The 18,390-nt window shown below is 70.2% G+C and carries 23 protein-coding genes; 5 read left to right on the top strand and 18 right to left on the bottom strand.

The features are described from left to right. Positions 1-47 precede the first annotated feature (47 nt). Both ACLJOU_RS15580 and ACLJOU_RS15575 read right to left on the bottom strand, forming a co-directional pair. Entirely contained in the window at positions 48-563 is a 516-nt protein-coding gene (locus ACLJOU_RS15580) for a hypothetical protein (RefSeq protein ID WP_410567876.1), read from the bottom strand. 54 nt (positions 564-617) lie between these two features. Then, positions 618-1,139 carry a PH domain-containing protein gene (locus ACLJOU_RS15575; protein WP_410567875.1) on the bottom strand — a complete coding sequence of 174 codons (522 nt, stop codon included), beginning with the start codon at positions 1,137-1,139 and terminating at the stop codon, positions 618-620. 158 nt (positions 1,140-1,297) lie between these two features. Here ACLJOU_RS15575 and ACLJOU_RS15570 point away from each other — a divergent pair, with 158 nt between their 5' ends. The 3 genes from ACLJOU_RS15570 to ACLJOU_RS15560 are packed head-to-tail and all read left to right on the top strand — an operon-like array spanning position 1,298 to position 3,174. After that, the gene (locus ACLJOU_RS15570; protein WP_410567873.1) at positions 1,298-1,924 is read left to right on the top strand and encodes a LysE family translocator; all 627 of its coding nucleotides are present in this window, start codon (positions 1,298-1,300) and stop codon (positions 1,922-1,924) included. After that, positions 1,924-2,550: a LysE family translocator gene (locus ACLJOU_RS15565; RefSeq protein WP_410567871.1), complete on the top strand. Its 627-nt coding sequence runs from the start codon at positions 1,924-1,926 to the stop codon at positions 2,548-2,550. The genes ACLJOU_RS15570 and ACLJOU_RS15565 overlap by 1 nt, the downstream gene beginning before the upstream one ends. Positions 2,551-2,559: 9 nt before the next feature. Continuing rightward, the gene (locus tag ACLJOU_RS15560; RefSeq protein WP_410567869.1) at positions 2,560-3,174 is read left to right on the top strand and encodes a LysE family translocator; all 615 of its coding nucleotides are present in this window, start codon (positions 2,560-2,562) and stop codon (positions 3,172-3,174) included. On the opposite strand, the gene ACLJOU_RS15555 is transcribed toward ACLJOU_RS15560, so the two are convergent. Genes ACLJOU_RS15555 through ACLJOU_RS15545 form a run of 3 tightly spaced genes read right to left on the bottom strand, consistent with a single transcriptional unit; the run spans position 3,171 to position 5,588 of the window. After that, positions 3,171-4,361 carry an alpha/beta hydrolase family protein gene (locus tag ACLJOU_RS15555; protein WP_410567867.1) on the bottom strand — a complete coding sequence of 397 codons (1,191 nt, stop codon included), beginning with the start codon at positions 4,359-4,361 and terminating at the stop codon, positions 3,171-3,173. The genes ACLJOU_RS15560 and ACLJOU_RS15555 overlap by 4 nt on opposite strands. Continuing rightward, positions 4,358-5,176 carry an NAD(P)H-binding protein gene (locus ACLJOU_RS15550; protein ID WP_410567865.1) on the bottom strand — a complete coding sequence of 273 codons (819 nt, stop codon included), beginning with the start codon at positions 5,174-5,176 and terminating at the stop codon, positions 4,358-4,360. Before ACLJOU_RS15550 ends, ACLJOU_RS15555 begins: the two co-directional genes overlap by 4 nt. Then, positions 5,169-5,588 carry a nuclear transport factor 2 family protein gene (locus ACLJOU_RS15545; protein WP_410567863.1) on the bottom strand — a complete coding sequence of 140 codons (420 nt, stop codon included), beginning with the start codon at positions 5,586-5,588 and terminating at the stop codon, positions 5,169-5,171. The genes ACLJOU_RS15550 and ACLJOU_RS15545 overlap by 8 nt, the downstream gene beginning before the upstream one ends. Positions 5,589-5,682: 94 nt before the next feature. On the opposite strand from ACLJOU_RS15545, the gene ACLJOU_RS15540 reads away from it, so the two are divergent. Further along, positions 5,683-6,273 carry a TetR/AcrR family transcriptional regulator gene (locus tag ACLJOU_RS15540; RefSeq protein ID WP_410567861.1) on the top strand — a complete coding sequence of 197 codons (591 nt, stop codon included), beginning with the start codon at positions 5,683-5,685 and terminating at the stop codon, positions 6,271-6,273. Between the two features lie 58 nt (positions 6,274-6,331). Here the strand turns inward: ACLJOU_RS15540 and murA are convergent, their stop codons facing one another. Then, a complete protein-coding gene (gene murA, locus ACLJOU_RS15535) occupies positions 6,332-7,606 on the bottom strand; it encodes a UDP-N-acetylglucosamine 1-carboxyvinyltransferase (protein WP_410567859.1) in 1,275 nt (424 codons plus the stop codon). A 62-nt stretch (positions 7,607-7,668) separates the two neighbouring features. Between murA and ACLJOU_RS15530 the strand changes: the two genes are divergently transcribed. Then, positions 7,669-8,244, top strand: coding sequence for a cob(I)yrinic acid a,c-diamide adenosyltransferase (locus tag ACLJOU_RS15530; protein ID WP_410567857.1), 576 nt, complete (start codon positions 7,669-7,671; stop codon positions 8,242-8,244). On the opposite strand, the gene aroA is transcribed toward ACLJOU_RS15530, so the two are convergent. The 12 genes from aroA to ACLJOU_RS15470 form a co-directional block, all read right to left on the bottom strand. Then, a complete protein-coding gene (gene aroA / locus ACLJOU_RS15525) occupies positions 8,241-9,479 on the bottom strand; it encodes a 3-phosphoshikimate 1-carboxyvinyltransferase (RefSeq protein ID WP_410567855.1) in 1,239 nt (412 codons plus the stop codon). The genes ACLJOU_RS15530 and aroA overlap by 4 nt on opposite strands. Before the next feature lie 9 nt (positions 9,480-9,488). Beyond that, on the bottom strand, positions 9,489-9,809 hold the full coding sequence (locus ACLJOU_RS15520; RefSeq protein ID WP_093948208.1) for a putative quinol monooxygenase: 321 nt from the start codon (positions 9,807-9,809) through the stop codon (positions 9,489-9,491). A gap of 55 nt (positions 9,810-9,864) precedes the next feature. After that, entirely contained in the window at positions 9,865-10,299 is a 435-nt protein-coding gene (locus tag ACLJOU_RS15515) for a DUF2550 domain-containing protein (protein WP_410567853.1), read from the bottom strand. 25 nt (positions 10,300-10,324) lie between these two features. Continuing rightward, complete coding sequence (locus tag ACLJOU_RS15510) at positions 10,325-10,690, bottom strand: F0F1 ATP synthase subunit epsilon (protein ID WP_410567851.1); 366 nt, start codon at positions 10,688-10,690, stop codon at positions 10,325-10,327. Between the two features lie 114 nt (positions 10,691-10,804). Beyond that, positions 10,805-12,232, bottom strand: a complete 1,428-nt coding sequence (gene atpD, locus ACLJOU_RS15505) for a F0F1 ATP synthase subunit beta (RefSeq protein ID WP_091317407.1) — start codon at positions 12,230-12,232, stop codon at positions 10,805-10,807. After that, on the bottom strand, positions 12,232-13,179 hold the full coding sequence (locus ACLJOU_RS15500) for a F0F1 ATP synthase subunit gamma (protein WP_410567849.1): 948 nt from the start codon (positions 13,177-13,179) through the stop codon (positions 12,232-12,234). The genes atpD and ACLJOU_RS15500 overlap by 1 nt, the downstream gene beginning before the upstream one ends. A gap of 11 nt (positions 13,180-13,190) precedes the next feature. Next, on the bottom strand, positions 13,191-14,831 hold the full coding sequence (gene atpA, locus ACLJOU_RS15495; protein ID WP_410567847.1) for a F0F1 ATP synthase subunit alpha: 1,641 nt from the start codon (positions 14,829-14,831) through the stop codon (positions 13,191-13,193). Positions 14,832-14,889: 58 nt separating this feature from the next. Next, a complete protein-coding gene (locus tag ACLJOU_RS15490) occupies positions 14,890-15,714 on the bottom strand; it encodes a F0F1 ATP synthase subunit delta (RefSeq protein ID WP_410567845.1) in 825 nt (274 codons plus the stop codon). Positions 15,715-15,721: 7 nt separating this feature from the next. Further along, entirely contained in the window at positions 15,722-16,282 is a 561-nt protein-coding gene (locus ACLJOU_RS15485) for a F0F1 ATP synthase subunit B (protein ID WP_410567843.1), read from the bottom strand. A 29-nt stretch (positions 16,283-16,311) separates the two neighbouring features. Continuing rightward, positions 16,312-16,569, bottom strand: a complete 258-nt coding sequence (locus tag ACLJOU_RS15480) for an ATP F0F1 synthase subunit C (protein ID WP_043777226.1) — start codon at positions 16,567-16,569, stop codon at positions 16,312-16,314. 55 nt (positions 16,570-16,624) lie between these two features. Continuing rightward, positions 16,625-17,410, bottom strand: coding sequence for a F0F1 ATP synthase subunit A (atpB, locus tag ACLJOU_RS15475; RefSeq protein ID WP_410567841.1), 786 nt, complete (start codon positions 17,408-17,410; stop codon positions 16,625-16,627). Between the two features lie 520 nt (positions 17,411-17,930). Continuing rightward, positions 17,931-18,374, bottom strand: a complete 444-nt coding sequence (locus ACLJOU_RS15470) for a hypothetical protein (RefSeq protein WP_410567839.1) — start codon at positions 18,372-18,374, stop codon at positions 17,931-17,933. Between the last annotated feature and the right edge of the window lie 16 nt (positions 18,375-18,390).

Here is an 18,390-nt window from a genome sequence, read left to right as displayed (position 1 = left end):
GGCCGGTAACTTACGGAGGCAGTGGAATCGGACACGTCCGGGTGACGTCAGTGCGGGCCCGGCTCGGTCAGCACGCGGAGCTGCTCGACCGCCGGCACCGCGAACAGCTGGATCGCGGGGGGCCGTCTCCGCATCGGAACACCGAGCGCGTTGCCGGGGGCGTCCCAGCGCGTGAAGGTGAGCGTGGCGGTGCCGTCCCGGCCGATCCGGACGACCGCCGGCGCCAACGCGCTCCGGTACTCCGAGGCGCGTGTGCGTCCGGTGACGCGGTCGGCCACGACGATCCGCTCGTCGGTCACCGCGTACACCGCGCGGCGGGTCACCCACACCCGCCTGCCCACCGGTACCCAGGTGACCGCGATCCCGCACAAGACGACAGCCCCGTCGACGAGCGGAACCGGACCGGTCACGAACGGCACCCCGTGCGCGGCGAACACCACGACCACGAGGACCGAGCCGAAGGCGAGCCGGTACCACTCGGGGCCCGTCAGGGCGATCCGTTGCGGCCGTCCCGACCACAGCACCCGCTCACCCGGCTCCAGGACGATGTTCGGCTCCGCCACCGCGACCTCCCTTTACCGGGCTGACGCTCCGGGATGCCGTGCGGGTTGCCCTTCTCAGGCGGCCGAACTGCCCGCTTCCGGCGGCGCCTGGCGGGCCTTGGCCTCGTCGATCGCCTTGGTGAGCAGGTCGCGGACCCGCTTGGGCTCGCCGATGCCCATCAGCGTCACCGTGCCCGGTCCGCCGAAGGAGAGGGTCCCGGTGCGGGACGGTCCCGCCTTGAGCGCCGGCGCCGGCAGGCCGGCCAGTTCGCTGGAGCGTTCCTTCTGCCGGAACAGGCCCGAGCGCGCGATGATCCGGCTGTCGGTGACGGCGTACGTCGTGCGCCCGAGCGCGAGGTACCGGACGACCGACCGGCCGACCGCGCCGTAGAGGCCGAGCACCAGCACGACCACCGCCGCGGCCATGGTGCCGCCGCTCGGCTCGCGCGTGAGCAGGAACCAGAGCGCGGCGACGGCGAGAACCAGCCCGGCGAGCGCGAGCACCCCGTCCGCGGCGACGTAGAGCGGCCGCTGGACCGGCTCGCCCGCCCAGAGCACGCGTTCCCCGGGCGAAAGCTCGATCTCCCCTGGTGACATGGCCGAACACTACTCCGCCGGCGGCCCTCCCGCCGAGTCCCGCGCGTGCTCGGGCACCAGCTGTGCCCGGCCGGTCTCGCACGGCCGCGAAGCGGCGGCGAACCGACGTGACCGAAATCCGCGAGACCGGGCCCGGCCCCGTCGGTTAGCGTGCAGCCGTGACGTGGAGTTCGTACGGGAGTTACCTGGTCATCGTGGTCCTGATCGTCCTCGCGCCGGGGCCCGACACGATGGTCATGCTGAAGAACGCGCTGTCCGGCGGATTCCGGGGCGGCCTGCTCGCGTCGCTCGGCATCTTCACCGGCAACGCCGTGCAGGGCAGCGCCGCGGCGCTCGGGCTCGGCGTCCTCGTCGCCCGGTCGCAGCCGGTGTTCCTCGCGCTCAAGTGGGCCGGTGCGGCCTACCTCGTCTTCCTCGGCGTCCAGGCGCTGCGCGGCGCGTTCCGCGGCAACTACTACGTCGTCGAAGCGGCCCAGCGGCGCCGGGGCGGCGGCTTCCGGCGCTTCCGCGAAGGCTTCCTGTCCAACATCACCAACCCGAAGGTGCTGGTGCTGTACCTGTCCGTGCTGCCGCAGTTCCTCGACCCGGCGCGGACGACGACGGCGGACGCGCTGGCGCTGGCGTACACCGTCGCCGTGCTCGGCGTGGTGTGGCTGCTGGTGCTGCTGGCGTTCGTGCACCGCGTACGGGTGTGGCTGGAGCGCCGCCGGGTGCGCCGGGCCCTCGACGGCGTCACCGGGACCGCGCTGCTCGGCTTCGGCGCCGCGCTGGCTCTGGAGTCCTGATGAGCTGGAGCACCTACGCCGGTTTCGCGGGGATGATGGCTTTGCTGGCGATGATGCCCGGCCCGGACACGATGGTCGTGCTCAAGAACGCGTTGACGGGCGGCGCCCGCGGCGGCGGCTGGGCGTGCGCCGGGATCACCGTCGCGAACTTCCTGCAGGGCACGGCGGCGGCGCTCGGCCTCGGCGCGGTGATCACGCGCTACCAGCCGGTGTTCGAGACGGTGAAGTGGCTCGGCGCGGCCTACCTCGTCTTCCTCGGCGTCCAAGCCCTCCGCGGCGCCTGGCGCGGCGACTACGAGGCCCTCGACGACGTCCGGAAGGCCGGTGCCTCCCGCGGACGGCGGTTCCGCGAAGGGTTCCTTTCCAACATCACCAACCCCAAGGTGATCGTGCTGTACCTGTCGGTGCTGCCGCAGTTCCTGACCCCGGGGGTGACCGGCCAGGCCGACGCGCTGCTGCTGGCGTACACGGTGGCGGCGCTGGGCGTGGTGTGGCAGGTGCTGCTGCTGTTGTTCGTGCACCGGGTCCGGGGCCGGCTGCAGCGGCGGAAGGTCCGGCGGGCGATGGACGGCGTCACGGGTGCCGCGTTGGTGGGATTCGGCGCAGCGCTCGCCCTCGAGGCCTAACCTGGGGCCATGACCTGGGGAACTTACGGCACGTACGTGCTTTTCGTCGTGCTCGTGCTGATCGTGCCGGGGCCGGACACCGCCCTCGTGCTCAAGAACTCCCTCGCCGGCGGCCGGCGGGGCGGTGTCCTCACCGCGCTGGGCATCGGGTCCGGCAACCTCGTCCAGGGCCTCGCCGCCGCGCTCGGGCTCGGTGCCGTGATCGTGCGCGCCGAGCCCGTCTTCGTCACCCTGAAGTGGGCCGGGGCGGCTTACCTCGCCTACCTCGGGGTCAAGGCGCTGATCGCCGCCTGGCGCGGGGACTACCGCACCCTCGCCGACACCCGGCCCCACAGCGGACGGCGCTGGCGGGAAGGGTTCCTCGGCAACCTCACCAACCCGAAGGTCCTCGTGTTCTACCTGTCGATGCTGCCGCAGTTCCTGACCGCGGACTCCACGATCGCCGAGTCGTTGCTGCTCGCCGTGACCGTCGGGGTGCTGGCGACGCTCTGGCAGCTCGTCATCGTCGCCGGCGTGCACCGCATCCGGAGCTGGCTGGAACGGCGCCGGGTCCGCCGCACCCTCGACGGCGTCACCGGCACCGCCCTCGTCGGCTTCGGGGCGGCGCTGGCTCTCGAAGGCTAGATCGTCCGGTCGAGCCAGTCGTAGATCCGGCCCGTCGCGAGCCGCTGGGCGCCGACGTGGCAGTGCGCGTCGGCGCCCTCCTCCGCCGTGAACGTCAGCAACGTCTTCGGTGCGGTCAGGTGCGCGTACAGCCGCCGGGGTTCGGTCTCCTGCGCACCGCCGAAGAACAGGTCGTCCGCGGCTTCGCACACCAGGACCGGGCAGGCGATCTTCTCCGCGACCCCGCCTTCGAGGGTGTACTCGAGGTACTTCGCGATGAACTCGCGGTCGCTCGCCGCGCCCAGGACGTACCGGCCGTGGTCGCACGCCCAGCGCAGCGTCGAGCTCTTCTCGCGGCCCGCCGCGAGCAGCGCGTCGAACTCCTCGTCCGCCGTAGAACGGGCCCGGCGCACGATCTCTTCGCGCGGCCACGGCAGCATCGACGTCACCGCGGCTCCGGCGTCGTACACGCCGTCCACCGCGATCACCGCCGCCAAGCGGGGTTCGAACGCGGCCGCGCGCGGGGCCAGCTCGCCGCCGAGGCTCACGCCGAGCAGCGCGATCCGCGCCGGGTCGACTCCGTCGATCCCCAGCGCGAAGTCCACCACCGGCGTGACGACGTGCTCCCAGTCCGGGCGGAAGACGAGCTTGTTCCGCCGGATCGCGCTCGGCTGGCCCGGCCCGTCGAACGTCAGCACGTGGTAGCCGTGGTCCGCGCCGGCCGCCGCGCCCAGGTGGTGCAGTTCCTCGGCGCTGCCGTCGAACCCGTTGTGCATGATCAGCAACGGCTTCGGGCCGTCGCCCGGGGCGCGGTAGAAGTAGCCGTGCAAAACCGTTCCCTCGTAGGGGATTTCGACGGACTCGGCCACACCCGCGCGGCGGAAGCACTCGACGCTGCGGTCGTACGCCGCCGCGATGCGCGGGTCCGCCGGGTCGCCGTGCAGGAAGAACTCCGACGAAAAGTAGTACGTCGACGCGCGCAGCAGGAGATCGCGCGCGGTGACCGGGCCGGCGTCGGCCGCCTCGGCGTACAGCCGGTCGGCCAGCGCGCGGTAGGCGTCGTGCCAGCTGTCGTAGTCGCCCGGGGTCACCGTGGACGCCGCCGCGAGGACCTCGCCGAAGTCCGCGCCGCCGTAAGCCGCGTGGCCGAACAGGCGCAGGGTTTCGAACCAGAACTGCGGGTCCTCGTCGAACATCAGCTGCTTCATCGGATTTCCTCCCGCACAAAGGTTTCGAACGATCGGGCCGGCCGCCCGGTGACCTGCTCGACCACCGGGGTGACGCGGTCTTCGGCGCCGCGGCGGATGTCTTCGTCGAGGGCGGCGAGCACGCGGGCGAACTCGGCCGGAATCCCCGACGCCGTCACGCGCTCGGCGAACTCGGCGGTGGTGACCGCGCGGTGGCGCACCGGGCGACCGAGGTGCGCCGAGACGATCGCGGCGGCTTCGGCGTAGCTCAACGCGGCCGGTCCGGTCAGGACGTGGTCGGTGTTGTGCGGCACCGGATCGGTCAGCGCGCGGACGGCGACCGCCGCGATGTCGCCGGCGTCGACGAACGCGACCCGGGCGTCGCCGGTGGCCGTGACGATTTCGCCGTCCCGCACGCCCTGGGCGACCAGGTGCGCACCCGTGAAGTTCTGCATGAACCAGGACGGCTTCAGCACCGCCCACTCCGGCACCGCACGCACCAGCCGCTGCAGGTCGCCCAGGCCCGGGGTGTCCGACGTGACGGCCGACGAGCTGAGCAGGACGACCCGCCGCACGCCCGCGTCGAGGGCGTCGGCCAAGAAAGGCCGCACCAGCCGCACGGGGTCGACTTCGCCGATCGGGGGCAGCAGGTACACCCCGGAGACACCGCGCAACGCGTCGGCGTGGGTGGCCCGGTCGGTCCAGTCGAACCGGACTTCGCCGGGTTCGCCCGGTTTGCGGGTGGCGGCCCGCACCGGGACGCCGTTCGCGCGCAGGCCCGCGACGACCCGGCGGCCGGTCGTGCCGGTGCCCCCGAGGACCAGGACGTCAGCCACCGAAGGCCGCCGTCAGCTCTTCGACGCCGCCGAAGATCTTTGCCGCCGCGAGCGGGCTCCAGTAGTCGCGGTAGTGGCGGATCTCGCCGTCCTCGACGGTGATCACGGCGATGTACGACAGTTCGTACGGCTTCTGCGTGGCCACCACGACCCCGGCGACGGTGAACTCGCCGACGACCACGGCCGGGTCGGTGGTTTCGTGCACGGTCTTCGCCGTGATTTCGCGGATGTCCAGCAGGTTCGGGTAGTCGCGCAGGTATTCGCGGATCGCGTCGCGCCCCTCGACGCGCTGGGGGTAACCGGGCGCGGCGAACGGGAACTCGAGGACGCCGTCCTCGGCCCAGAGCTCGGCGAACCCGGCCATGTCGTGCTTCAGCAGCAACTCCAGCGCGTGGTCGACGAAGTCACGCATCACAGCCTCCTTCAACGTTTGGACGATACGGTACCGTCCCGACGTAAGCCTAGACGGGACGGTACCGTCCCGTCCACCCGCTAGACTGCGCTCCATGGCACGCACCCCGACCGGCGCCGCGGTCCTCCAGCCCGAGGTCACGCAGGCGATCACCGACGCCGTCCTGCAGGAACTGGCCGGCCAGGGCTACGGCCGGCTGTCGATGGAGGCGGTGGCGAAACGCGCCGGGGTCGGCAAGAGCGCGCTCTACCGGCGCTGGCGGTCGAAGGACGAAATGATCGCCGCGGTGGTCACGGAGTTCAGCGTGACCCGCGCGGCCGTGGTCGACACCGGATCACTGCGCGGCGATCTCCGCGAAACGATGCAGGCCCTCATCGACTGGCTGACGCACCCGCTGTTCTCGCGGATCCTGCCGGACCTCGTCGCGGAGGACGCGCGGAACCCGGAGCGCAACCGCACCGTGCGCGAGCAGATCGGCAGATCGCGGCGTGAGGTCGGCGAAGTGATGCTGCGCCGGGCCGTCGCGCGCGGCGAGCTGCCCGGAGACCTCGACCTGGAGATGGCGCTGGACGTGCTGGCCGCACCGATCTACTGGCGCCTGATCGTCCGGCAGGCACCCGCCGAGCCGGACTACGTCGACCGGCTGGTCGAGTACGCCCTGCGCGCACTGGGCGCGCAGGGCTGAGACAACCGGGGCTCCGCCCCGGGCCGGGGCCACCCGGAGCCCCCGGCCCGGGGGTGACTCACGTCCGGTCGGGGTCGCCGGTGACGCGTTTGATGTTCGCGCCCAGGCGGTTCAGGTTCTCGACGAAGTGCGGGTAGCCGCGGTCGATGTGGAAGACGTCCCAGACCTCGGTGACGCCCTCGGCGCACAGGCCGGCCAGCACCAGGCCCGCGCCCGCGCGGATGTCCGACGCCCAGACCGGCGCGCTCGAGAGCCTCTCGACCCCGCGGACCACCGCGTGGTGGCCGTCCGTGCGGGCGTCGCCCGACAACCTGATCATCTCCTCGATGAACCGGAAGCGCGCCTCGTAGACGTTCTCCGTGATCATCGACGTGCCTTCCGACACCGCCGACAGCGCCACCGCGAACGGCTGCAGGTCGGTCGCGAAACCGGGGTACGGCAGCGTCACCCAGTCGACCGCCTTCGGGCGCTCGGGCTGGACCACGCGGAAACCCTTGTCGTGGTAGGTCTCGACGTGCGCGCCGGCCAGCTGCAGCTTGTTCAGCACCAGGTCGAGGTGGTGCGGGTTGACCCCGCGCACGGTGATGTCCCCGCGGGTCATCGAGGCGGCGAACGCCCAGGTGGCGCCGACGATCCGGTCGCCGATCACGCTGTGGGTGGTCGGGTGCAGCTGCTCCACGCCGTGCACGGTCAGCGTCGAGGTCCCGGCACCCTCGATCTTCGCGCCCATCTCGGTGAGCATCGTGCAGATGTCGACGATCTCGGGTTCGCGCGCGCAGTTGTCGATGACCGTGGTGCCCTCGGCCAGCACGGCCGCCATCAGGATGTTCTCGGTCGCGCCGACGCTCGGGAAGTCCAGCCAGATCTGCGCGCCGACCAGCGTCTCCGCCTTCGCGACGACGCAGCCGTGCTCGATCGTGCTCGTCGCGCCCAGCTTGCGCAGGCCGTTCTGGTGCATGTCCAGCGGGCGCGAACCGATCGCGTCGCCGCCCGGCAGGGCCACGACGGCCTGCTTCAGCCGGCCGACCAGCGGCCCCAGCACGCAGACGGACGCGCGCAGCTTCCCCATGGCCGCCGAGTCGGCGCGGTGCGACAGCTCGGTCGGCGTCGTGATGGTGGCGGTGTCGCCCTCGATGACGACCTCGCAGCCGACGCTCCGCAGCACGTCGCCCATCAGCGGGACGTCGAGGATCTGCGGGCAGTTCGTGATGGTCGTGGTGCCCTCGGCGAGGAGGGCGGCGGCCATCAGCTTCAGCACGCTGTTCTTGGCGCCGACCACGTCGACCTCGCCGACCAGCCGGGCTCCGCCATGCACGTCGAAGTGCTCGCTCATGGCCGCCAATCATGCCCTCTCGCCCGGATTCGGCCCGGGCGGGGGCCGCTATGGTGGGGTCCATGGTCGTTCGCATCAACCGCGTGTACACGAAGGTCGGCGACAACGGCACGACCGCGCTCGGCGACGGGTCCCGCGTGCCGAAGACGTCCCCACGGCTGGGCGCGTACGCGGACACCGACGAGACGAACTCGGTGCTCGGCCTGGCGATCGCGGTCGGCGGGCTGCCGGCCGAGGTGACGGACGTGCTGCGCACGGTGCAGAACGACCTCTTCGACGTCGGCGCGGACCTCTGCCTGCCGATCTCCGACGACCCGCCGTACCCGCCGCTGCGGATCACCGAAAAGTACGTCGAGCGGCTCGAAGGCTGGTGCGACGAGTTCAACGAGCGCCTGCCGAAGCTGACGTCGTTCATCCTGCCGGGCGGCACGCCGGGTGCGGCGTTCCTGCACCAGGCCCGCACGGTGGCGCGCCGGGCGGAGCGGTCGGCCTGGGTCCTGCACGAAGCCGAGCCGGAGACGACGAACCCGGTGGCGATCAAGTACCTGAACCGGCTGTCGGACCTGCTGTTCATCCTGGCCCGGCTGGCCAACCCGGACGGCGACGTCCTGTGGCAGCCGGGCGGGCAGCCCGCCTAGATCCCCCAGCTCTGCCGCAGGGTCCCCAGCGCCTGGTGGAAGCCGGGGAAGGTCTTCTTCACGCAGTCCGGGTCGTCCAGCGTCACGCCCTCGGTCAGCAGGCCCGTGATGCTGAACGCCATCGCGATCCGGTGGTCGCGGCGGCAGGCCACCAGGGTGCCCGTGGGCTGCCCCGGCTGGATTTCGATCCAGTCGCGGCCCGTCTCGACCTCGATGCCCATCGCGCGCAGGTTCTCCTCGCACGCGTCGAGCCGGTCGCACTCCTTGATGCGCGTGTTGTAGACGTCCTCGATGCGGACCGGGCCCGAGGCGAACGGCGCGATCGCCGCCAGGGTCGGGACCGTATCCGAAATGTCGCGCATGTTCACCGTGATGCCGCGCAGGCCGTCCGACGGCCCCGCGACCGTCACCGAGTCCGGCGTTAGCTCAACGTGCGCGCCCATCTCCCGCAGCACGTCCGCGAAGCGCACGTCACCCTGCAGCGCGTCGGAACCCAGACCCGGGATGGTCACCGTGCGGCCGGTGACCGCCGCCGCAGCGAGGAAGTAGCTCGCCGTCGACGCGTCCGGCTCCACCGGGTACTCGGACGCTCGGTACGGCTGCGCCGGGACCACGAACGTCTGCCCTTCGCGGCGGACGTCGACGCCGAAGCGGCGCATCATCTCCAGCGTGATCTCGACGTACGGCACCGACACGAGGTCGGTCACCGTGATCCGCAGGCCCTCCGCGGTCAGCGGCCCGACCAGCAGCAGCGCCGTCAGGAACTGCGACGACAGCCCCGCGTCCAGGGTCAGCGAACCGCCCTTGATGCCGTTCGCGCGGACCGTCAGCGGGTGGTGGCCCGGCTCGCCGCCGAACTCGAGGTCGACGCCCAGTTCCTGCAGGGCGTCGGTCAGCGGCCCGAGCGGGCGGCGGCGCATCTGGCCGGACGCGTCGAAGCGGAACGTCCCGGTGCCGGCCGCGGCGAGTGCGGGCAGGAACCGGGCCGTCGTGGCGCCGTCGCGGCAGAAGACGTCGGCTTCGGCGACGCCCGGGCCCGCGGGGCGGCCCTCGATGGTCCAGGCGTCGGCCTGCCGGTCGACCCGGTAGCCGAGCTTGACCAGGCCCTCGGCGAAGCCCTCGGTGTCGTCCGAGTGCAGCGGGCGGCCGAGGGTCGTGGTGCCGTGCGCGGCGGCGGCCAGGAACAGGCCACGGGCGGTGACGGACTTGGAACCGGGGATCTCGACGAGGGTCACACGGCGAGTTTAGTGCGGGGAGATCTCGGCCATCGGGCCCCAGTCCGAGGCGTCCTGGACGTTGATGATCCGCGGGTTGTCGGAGATGTACTCACCCAGCGTCGCGACCGCCGTCTTGAAGTGCTCCGAGCCGACGTGCGCGACGGCCGCGTCCTGGCCCTCGAAGCCCTCGACCAGCACGTACGTGTTCTTGTCGTCGACGCTGCGGGACCACTCGAAGAACTTGTTGCCCGCCTCGGCCCGGGTGCTGCGCGTGAAGTCCCCGACGATGTCCAGCCAGGAGTCCGCGTACTCGGGCTTCACCGGCCACTTGACCACGATGAGAATCATGGCCTCCACGGTAAGCCCGCGAGGCGCGGACGACCGTCTCGGAATGAGACAGCGTTCAGGAGGCTCGCGGGAGGCGGTGTCCGGGCGGGGCGGACTCGAGCCAGGAGAGGAACCCCGTCAGCGCGCCCGGGCCCATGGCGATCTCGATCGCCTCCTGGGTTTCCGACTCACAGCGCAGCACGGTCGAGCCCTCGGGAACGGCGTAGGCCTCGGTGCCGGACGGGTCCCGGCGATCGGCGATCTGCATGCTTTCGCGCTGGAAGACGCGGTCGGCGCCGGTCCGCAGGCTCCACACGCGGTACCAGACGAACTCGTCGCCTTCGTAGCGGCCCAGCCCCAGGTGCCAACTGGACCGCGGGTTGTCCGGACGCCACCGCAGCGCGACGCTCACGCCCCCGCCGCGGCGCATCCGGATCCACCGCTGGCCGTACCAGGCGGCCAGCACCGCGAGCACGATCAGGAGCCCTGCTACGACCACGGTGATCTTCACGGCCCGGCTCCTGCCCGTCTCGCGCTCAGGCCGACTGGCCCGCGGCGCGGAGCTGGGCCGAGGCCCTCGCTCGCTCGGTCTCATCGTCCCCGGTCAGGGCCGCCTTGGCCGCCTCGACGTCGATCTCGTCGGAGAGCTCGGCGCTCTCGGCGAGGATGCTCACCCCGGTGCCGGTCACGGAGAGGAACCCGCCGTGCACGGCCGCGCAGACCGTCTCGCCGTCGGCGGTCGTCACCTTGACCACGCCACCCTCGACGAGCTGCCCGAGCACGGGTTCGTGACCGGCCATGATGCCGATCTCGCCCTCGGTGGTCTGGGCCACCACGAAAGTGGCAGTACCCGACCAGAGACGGCGCTCGACGGCCACCAGCTCCACGGACATCTCAGCCACGTAGCACTCCTTAACTCGGGGTGTTGCCACCGAGTGTAATAGGTCTGACTCAGACTACGAGAACGGCGGGGGCCTGAGTCCACATAGGACACTGCCCCCGCCGCCCTCGGGAAGTCACTTCTTGGTGATTTCCTTGTACTTCTTCTCCAGGTCTTCGAGGCCACCGATACCCAGGAACGCCTGCTCCGGGTAGTGGTCGAAGTCACCCTTGGTGATGCGGTCGAACGACTCGATGGTCTCCGAGAGGGGCACCGTCGAGCCCGGGATCTGGGTGAACGCCTCGGCGACCAGCATGTTCTGCGACAGGAACCGCTCGATGCGGCGCGCGCGCTGAACGGTCAGCTTATCCTCTTCCGAGAGCTCGTCCATACCGAGGATCGCGATGATGTCCTGCAGCTCCTTGTACTTCTGCAGGATCCGGATGACCTCGGAAGCCACCCGGTAGTGGTCCTCACCGACGATGGCCGGGTCGAGGATCGTCGACGTCGACGCCAGCGGGTCCACCGCCGGGAAGATGCCCTTCTGGAACACCGACCGGGAGAGCTCGGTGGTGGCGTCCAGGTGGGCGAACGTCGCGGCCGGGGCCGGGTCGGTGTAGTCGTCCGCGGGGACGTAGATCGCCTGCATCGAGGTGATCGACCGACCCCGGGTCGAGGTGATCCGCTCCTGCAGCTGCCCCATCTCGTCGGCCAGCGTCGGCTGGTAACCCACGGCGGACGGCATGCGGCCCAGCAGGGTCGACACCTCCGAGCCGGCCTGGGTGAACCGGAAGATGTTGTCGATGAACAGCAGCACGTCCTGGTTCTGGACGTCGCGGAAGTACTCCGCCATGGTCAGCGCGGACAGCGCGACGCGCATGCGCGTGCCCGGCGGCTCGTCCATCTGGCCGAAGATCAGGGCGGTGTCGTTGATGACGCCGTCCTCGGACATCTCCAGGAAGAGGTCGTTGCCCTCACGGGTGCGCTCGCCGACGCCGGCGAACACCGAGGTACCACCGAAGTTCCGGGCGACGCGGGTGATCATCTCCTTGATGAGCACCGTCTTGCCGACGCCGGCGCCGCCGAACAGGCCGATCTTGCCACCCTGGACGTACGGGGTGAGCAGGTCGACGACCTTCAGGCCGGTCTCCAGCATCTCGGTCTTGCCCTCGAGCTGGTCGAAGGACGGCGCGTTGCGGTGGATGCCCCAGCGCTCGAGGTCCTCGCCGTAGCCGGGCTCGTCGAGGCACTCGCCGAGGGCGTTGTAGACGTGGCCCTTGACCTTGTCGCCGACCGGGACCGTGATCGGGCCACCGGTGTCGGTGACCTCGGCGCCGCGGACCAGGCCGTCCTGCGGCTGGAGCGAAATCGTGCGGACGAGGTTGTCGCCCAGGTGGCTGGCGACCTCGAGGGTCACCGTCTTGCGCAGCTGCTCGAACTCGATCTCGACCTTGAGGGCGTTGAACTGGTCGGGCACGGAACCGCGCGGGAACTCGACGTCGACGACCGGACCGGTCACCGACACGATGCGCCCCTTGGCGCGCGGGGCTTCAGTACTGGTCATCAATCATCACTTCCTGCTGCGGTGAGCGCGTTCGCGCCACCGACGATTTCGGAGATCTCCTGGGTGATCTGCGCCTGGCGGGCCTGGTTCATCTCCCGCGTCAGGTTGCCCACGAGTTCGTTCGCGTTGTCCGACGCGGCCTTCATCGCGGTCCGGCGGGCGGCCAGTTCGGACGCCGCGGACTCGAGCATGGCCGCGTAGAGCCGCGTGTTGATGTACTTCGGCAGGAGGGCGTCCAGCAGCTTGTCGGCACTCGGCTCGAACTCGTAGCTGGGGAGCAGCTCGCCGGGCTCCGGCTTCCGCTCCTCGCCCTCCTCCGTGTACTCGACCTCGAGCGGCGCGACGCGCTTGGCGGTCGGCCGCTGCGTCAGCATCGACACGAACTCGGTGTAGACGATGTGGATCTCGTCGACACCCGCGACGCCGTCGGCGTTGCCGTCCGCGTCGTCCGCGCCGCGCATGAACGACTCCACCAGCGCTTCGCCGACGGCGACCGCGTCGGCGTAACCCGGCTGGTCGGAGAAGCCCGTCCAGCTGTTCACGACCGGGCGGCCGCGGAACCGGTAGTAGTTCAGCCCCTTGTTGCCGGTGACGTAGACCTCCGGCTCCTTGCCCTCTTCGCGGAGCAGGGCGAGCAGCTCTTCGGTCGCGCGCAGCACGTTGGAGTTGTAGCCACCGGCCTGGCCCTTGTCGCTGGTCACGACCAGGACGGCGGCCCGCTTCGGGTTCGGGCGCTCGACCAGCATGGGGTGGTCGAGGTTGGCCGCCGCACCGGCCAGCGCCGAGAGCACCTTGGTGATCTCGTCCGCGTACGGCCGGGAAGCGGCGACCTTCGCCCGCGCCTTGGTGATGCGCGCGGTGGCGATGAGCTCCATCGCCTTGGTGATCTTGCCGATCGACTTGGTCGCCTTGATGCGCGACCGGAGTTCCCGGAGTTGTGCGGCCATGAGCTATCAGCTCACTTCTTCGGGGCGGGCTTGTTGACCTTGACGGTCTCGTGCCCGACCTTGTCGGCGTCCATCGCGTCGGCGTCCGCCTCGACCAGGGACTTGCCCTCGGAGGTGGTGAACTCCTTCTTGAACTCGTTGACCGCGGCGACCAGCTTGTCGGCCGTCTCGTCCTCGAACTTCCCGGAGTCGCGGATCGCGCCCAGGATGTCGTCGTGCTTGCGGCGGGCCGAGTCCAGGAACTCCTGGTTGAAGCGGCGGACGTCCTCGGTCGGGACCGAGTCGTAGTGGCCGTTCGTGCCCAGCCACACCGTGCAGACCTGCTCCTCGACCGGGATCGGGGAGTACTGCGGCTGCTTGAGCACCTCGTACAGGCGGGCACCGCGCTCGAGCTGCGCCTTCGAGGCGTCGTCGAGGTCGGAGGCGAAGGCCGCGAAGGCCTCCAGCTCGCGGTACTGCGACAGGTCGATGCGGAGCGAGCCGGAGACCGACTTCATCGCCTTGACCTGCGCGGCACCACCCACGCGGGAGACCGAGATACCCACGTCGATGGCCGGGCGCTGGCCGGCGTTGAACAGGTCCGACTGGAAGAAGCACTGGCCGTCGGTGATCGAGATGACGTTCGTCGGGATGTAGGCCGACACGTCGTTGGCCTTGGTCTCGATGATCGGCAGCCCGGTCAGCGAGCCGGCACCCAGCTCGTCCGACAGCTTCGCGCAGCGCTCCAGCAGGCGGGAGTGCAAGTAGAAGACGTCGCCGGGGAACGCCTCGCGGCCCGGCGGGCGGCGCAGCAGCAGCGAGATCGCGCGGTAGGCGTCGGCCTGCTTGGTGAGGTCGTCGAACACGATGAGGACGTGCTTGCCCTCGTACATCCAGTGCTGGCCGATGGCCGAGCCGGTGTACGGCGCGATCCACTTGAAGCCGGCGGAGTCGGACGCGGGCGCCGCGACGATGGTGGTGTACTCCAGCGCGCCGGCGTCCTCGAGGGACTTCTTCACGGCGGCGATCGTGGAGCCCTTCTGGCCGACCGCGACGTAGATGCAGCGGACCTGCTTCTTCGGGTCGCCGGTCTCCCAGTTGGCCTTCTGGTTGATGATCGTGTCCACGGCGACGGCGGTCTTGCCCGTCTTGCGGTCACCGATGATCAGCTGGCGCTGGCCGCGGCCGATCGGCGTCATCGCGTCGATGGCGGTGATGCCGGTCTGCAGCGGCTCCGACACCGGCTGGCGCTCGACCACCGAAGCGGCCTTCAGCTCCAGGGCGCGGCGGGTGCTGGTCTCGATGTCGCCGAGGCCGTCGATCGGCTGGCCCAGCGGGTTGACGACGCGGCCGAGGTAGCCGTCGCCGACCGGCACCGACAGGACCTGGCCGGTGCGCTTGACCTGCTGGCCCTCTTCGATGCTTTCGAAGTCACCGAGGATCGCGGCACCGATGGAGCGCGCGTCCAGGTTCAGGGCGACGCCCAGGACGCCGCCGGGGAACTCGAGCAGCTCGTTGGCCATGGCCGAGGGCAGGCCCTCGACGTGGGCGATGCCGTCACCGGCGTCCACCACGGTGCCAACTTCTTCCCGGCTCACGTCCGGGGCGTAACTCGAGACGTAGTTCTCGATCGCGCTACGGATCTCATCCGAGGAGATCGTCAGCTCGGCCATGTCTTTCCCGCTCTCGCTTCGTTCTTGCCAGTATGCAAAGTCTTGTGTGACCCCGGCGCTATGCCCGGGCCAGCCGCCTGCGCAACGCCGCGAGCTGGCCCGCCGCGCTCCCGTCGATGACCTCGTCGCCGACGCGGACGACGAGCCCGCCGCCGAGCCGGGGGTCGACCTCGACGTGCAGCGCGATCGGCCGCCCGTAGATGGCGTCGAGCTTCGCGCTCAGCTGAGCGACCTGCTCGTCGGACAGGGCGCTCGCGCTGGTCACGTACGCGACCGAACGCTCACGCCGCTCCGCGGCCAGCTGGACCAGCTTGTCGAGCCCGACGCCGACGCCGCGGCCCTTGGCCCGGCGCACGACCTGCTCGACGAGGGTCTCGGTGACCACGTCCACCTTGTCGGCGAACAGCCCGCGCACCAGCGTGCGCTTGGCGTCGGCGGGACCGGTCAGGTCCGACAGCGCGGCCTCGAGCTCGGGGTGGTGGGCCACCACCCGCGCGACCTGGAAGAGCTGGGATTCGACGGTGTCGACGTTCCCGGTCTTCTCCGCCGAGGTGAGCAGGGCCGAGCGGCCGAGCGACTCGAGCCCGTCGGTCAGCTCACGGGGGCTGGACCAGCGGCTGCCCGCCACGGCGTCGAGCACCTTGAGGGCCGGTTCGGACAGCTTGCCGTCGAACAGCCGGCGCACCAGCGAGGTGCGCGCTTCCGGCGTCGCCGAGGCGTCGCTCACCGCCCGGCGGAGGCCGATCTCCCGGTCCAGCAGGTCGACGACCGAGAGCAGCTCGTCGCCGACCGTGGCGGCATCGGCTCCCGCGTCGGCCAGAACCTCGCCGAGGCGTTCCTCGGCGAGGCCGAGCGCTTCACGGCTCGCAGCATGCAGCGTCATCGTTGGTCTACTTCCCCGCTCCGTTGGAGGCACCGGCGGTCTCCAGCTCCGCCAGGAACCGGTCGACGGTGCCGCGGCGGCGCGCCTCGTCCTCGAGCGACTCGCCGACGATGCGGCTGGCCAGCTCGACGGCGTTGCGGCCCATGTCGGCCCGCAGCTCCGCGATGATCTGCGCCTTCTGGGCCTGCAGCTGGGCCTGGCCCTGGGCGACGATGCGCTGGGACTCGGCTTCCGCCTCGGCCCGCAGCTCCGCCTTGATCTGCTCGGCTTCGAGCCGGGCGTCGTCGCGGATCTTCGCGGCTTCGGTCCGGGCCTCATGCAGCTGGGCCTTGTACTTGGCCAGCGCCTCTTCGGCCTCGGCCTGGGCCCGCTCGGCCTTCTCGATGCCTCCCTCGATCTTCTGCGCACGCTCTTCGTACGCGGCCTCGAAGCGAGGGACGACGTACTTCTTGAGGATGAACAGCAGGATCAAGAAGGCGACGATGCCGAGGATCAGTTCCGAGATGTCCGGAATGATCGGGTTGTGCGCCTTACCCTCTGCGGCGAGGACCAAAGCACTGTTCAGCACGGCGTCTCCTTAAGCGAGATGAGCGGAACTCAGCCTGCGGAGGCGATGAAGTAGATGACGATGCCGATCAGGGCGAGCACCTCGGTCAGGACGAAGGTCGAGAAGCCGATGCCCTGCAGCTTGCCCTGCGCCTCCGGCTGGCGGGCGGTGCCGTTGATGACGGCGGCGAAGATCAGGCCCACACCGATGCCCGGGCCGATCGCGCCCAGGCCGTAACCGATGGCGGCGAGGCCGGGGTTGATGTTGACGGCCTGCTCCGCGGCCTGGGCCAGAACGATGTTGCTCACGTGCATTTCCCTTCACTTCGGTCCACGCGCTCGCGTGGATCGGGGGCTTGTGTTCTCAGTGCTCCGACGCCAGCGCGGCGCCGATGTACCCGGCCGACAGCAGGGCGAAGATGTAGGCCTGCAGCACCTGGATGAAGGCCTCGAGGAACGTCATCCCGATGGCGAAGATCCACGCCACCAGGGAAACCGGCTTCAGCGCCCAGCCCGAGGTCTCGGTCAGCAGGAAGGTGCCGCCGAGGGTGAACACCGCCAGGATCAGGTGACCCGCGAACATGGCGGCGAACACACGGATGGCGAGCGTGAGCGGGTTGAGGAAGAACTTCTCCGCGAACTCGATGAGCGCGAAGAGCGGCAGCACCGGGCCCGGCACGCCCGGCGGCGCGAGTTCCTTCTTGAAGTACCCCTTGAAACCGTGCCGCTTGAACCCGACGAAGTGGTACACCGGGTAGACGACGAGGACCGACAGGGCGACCGGGAAGCCGAAGCGCGCCATGGTCGGGAACTGCAGGAGCGGGATGATCCCGTAGAGGTTGTTCACCAGTACGAAGGTGAACAGCGCGAAAACGAGCGGTACGAACGGCTTGAAGTCCTTCGAACCGATCTGTTCGCGCGCGATGTTGTTGCGGCTGAAGTCGTAGATCGACTCCGCGATGAACTGCCCCTTGCCCGGCACGACCTGCAGCTTGCGGGTCGCCAGCAGGAAGTACGCCGCGATGATGACGACCGAAAGCACGACGAGCAGCATCGGCTTGGTGACTCCGCCGAACAACGCCGGCAACTCGAAGCTTTCGGCGCCGGGCGGCGCGAACGTCGCACCCTCGGCCAATACCAGCGCGCCCACTGGGCTCCTTCCGGTTCTCCCGGCCGGCGTTCACTCCGCCGGGGGAATCGTCACGATCTGGACTTAACGTACCCGATACGTATCGGGACGTCGGAGGCGGCTACCCCACAGTTCGCAGAACACGCCTTCACGTTCTGCACACGGGGTTGTCTCGCGTGAACACTGCCCTGCGGTCTACTTCGGACCAGCGGCCGGACGGCGGAACTACACGGTCGCCACACTGCTGATCGCGGTTCGTCTCGGGAAGCGCGCGGCCGAGGCCGCCACCCTTGACGCGGACCATACCAGCAGGTCAATCACTGCCGGACAGCCGTACTCCTAACCCACCGATCAGCCCAGGACTTAGGTCCCGGGTCGGCCCGGGACCCAGGTCCGGTGCCGGCCGGGACCGGCTCCGGATCGCCGCAGGCGGCGGGTCCCGGTCACCGTGCGCAGCAGCGCACGGAAGCGCACTTTTGTGGTCCCGGTCACACTCAAGCGGCCGCAGGCGGGTGCACGAAGAGTAGCGAAACCGACCGCGTCAGGACGGGATGATCGTCGGGATCTTGGTCTTGCGGAAGGCGGCGAACTCGGCCGCGGCGGCGAGCAGGATGGCCACGATCATCGTGATGCCGAGCGACATCGGGTGCAGCGCGGTGACGCCCTTCAGCAGCGTCAGCGCGCCGAAGAGCAGCACGACCTTCACGACGTACCCGCCGAGCGCGATGACCATGACGAACATCGGGTCCTGGCCCGCGCTGAACTTCATCATGCCCAAAGTGGACAGCGACGCCAGCATCGCGAGCACCCCGCCGACGAGCGAGCCCAGGAAGCCGGGCAGGCCGTTGAGGATGCTGAACAGGGCGATGCAGACGATCACCGCGGGCGGGGTCACCAGCAGCGAGGCCTTCGTCATCGCGCGGGCCGCCCGCAGCACCACCTCGGCGTGCGGGTTCTCCTGCTCGTGCGTTTCGGCTTCGCTCACACCTGGCTCCCTGCTC

It is taken from the genome of Amycolatopsis sp. cmx-4-61, assembly GCF_046548775.1.
Lineage (GTDB): Bacteria > Actinomycetota > Actinomycetes > Mycobacteriales > Pseudonocardiaceae > Amycolatopsis.
Note: the sequence above shows the minus strand (reverse complement) of the source record. Positions and strands in the feature narration are given on the sequence as shown.

What these genes read in the sequence shown, in the direction of transcription:
- ACLJOU_RS15560 (WP_410567869.1), top strand. Translation starts at nt 2,560, where the DNA reads ATGACCTGGGGAACTTACGGCACGTACGTGCTTTTCGTCGTGCTCGTG.
- ACLJOU_RS15520 (WP_093948208.1), bottom strand. Translation starts at nt 9,809, where the DNA reads ATGATTCTCATCGTGGTCAAGTGGCCGGTGAAGCCCGAGTACGCGGAC.
- ACLJOU_RS15555 (WP_410567867.1), bottom strand. Translation starts at nt 4,361, where the DNA reads ATGAAGCAGCTGATGTTCGACGAGGACCCGCAGTTCTGGTTCGAAACC.
- ACLJOU_RS15565 (WP_410567871.1), top strand. Translation starts at nt 1,924, where the DNA reads ATGAGCTGGAGCACCTACGCCGGTTTCGCGGGGATGATGGCTTTGCTG.
- ACLJOU_RS15575 (WP_410567875.1), bottom strand. Translation starts at nt 1,139, where the DNA reads ATGTCACCAGGGGAGATCGAGCTTTCGCCCGGGGAACGCGTGCTCTGG.
- atpA (WP_410567847.1), bottom strand. Translation starts at nt 14,831, where the DNA reads ATGGCCGAGCTGACGATCTCCTCGGATGAGATCCGTAGCGCGATCGAG.
- ACLJOU_RS15490 (WP_410567845.1), bottom strand. Translation starts at nt 15,714, where the DNA reads ATGACGCTGCATGCTGCGAGCCGTGAAGCGCTCGGCCTCGCCGAGGAA.
- murA (WP_410567859.1), bottom strand. Translation starts at nt 7,606, where the DNA reads ATGAGCGAGCACTTCGACGTGCATGGCGGAGCCCGGCTGGTCGGCGAG.
- ACLJOU_RS15530 (WP_410567857.1), top strand. Translation starts at nt 7,669, where the DNA reads ATGGTCGTTCGCATCAACCGCGTGTACACGAAGGTCGGCGACAACGGC.
- ACLJOU_RS15540 (WP_410567861.1), top strand. Translation starts at nt 5,683, where the DNA reads ATGGCACGCACCCCGACCGGCGCCGCGGTCCTCCAGCCCGAGGTCACG.
- ACLJOU_RS15545 (WP_410567863.1), bottom strand. Translation starts at nt 5,588, where the DNA reads ATGCGTGACTTCGTCGACCACGCGCTGGAGTTGCTGCTGAAGCACGAC.
- ACLJOU_RS15500 (WP_410567849.1), bottom strand. Translation starts at nt 13,179, where the DNA reads ATGGCCGCACAACTCCGGGAACTCCGGTCGCGCATCAAGGCGACCAAG.
- atpD (WP_091317407.1), bottom strand. Translation starts at nt 12,232, where the DNA reads ATGACCAGTACTGAAGCCCCGCGCGCCAAGGGGCGCATCGTGTCGGTG.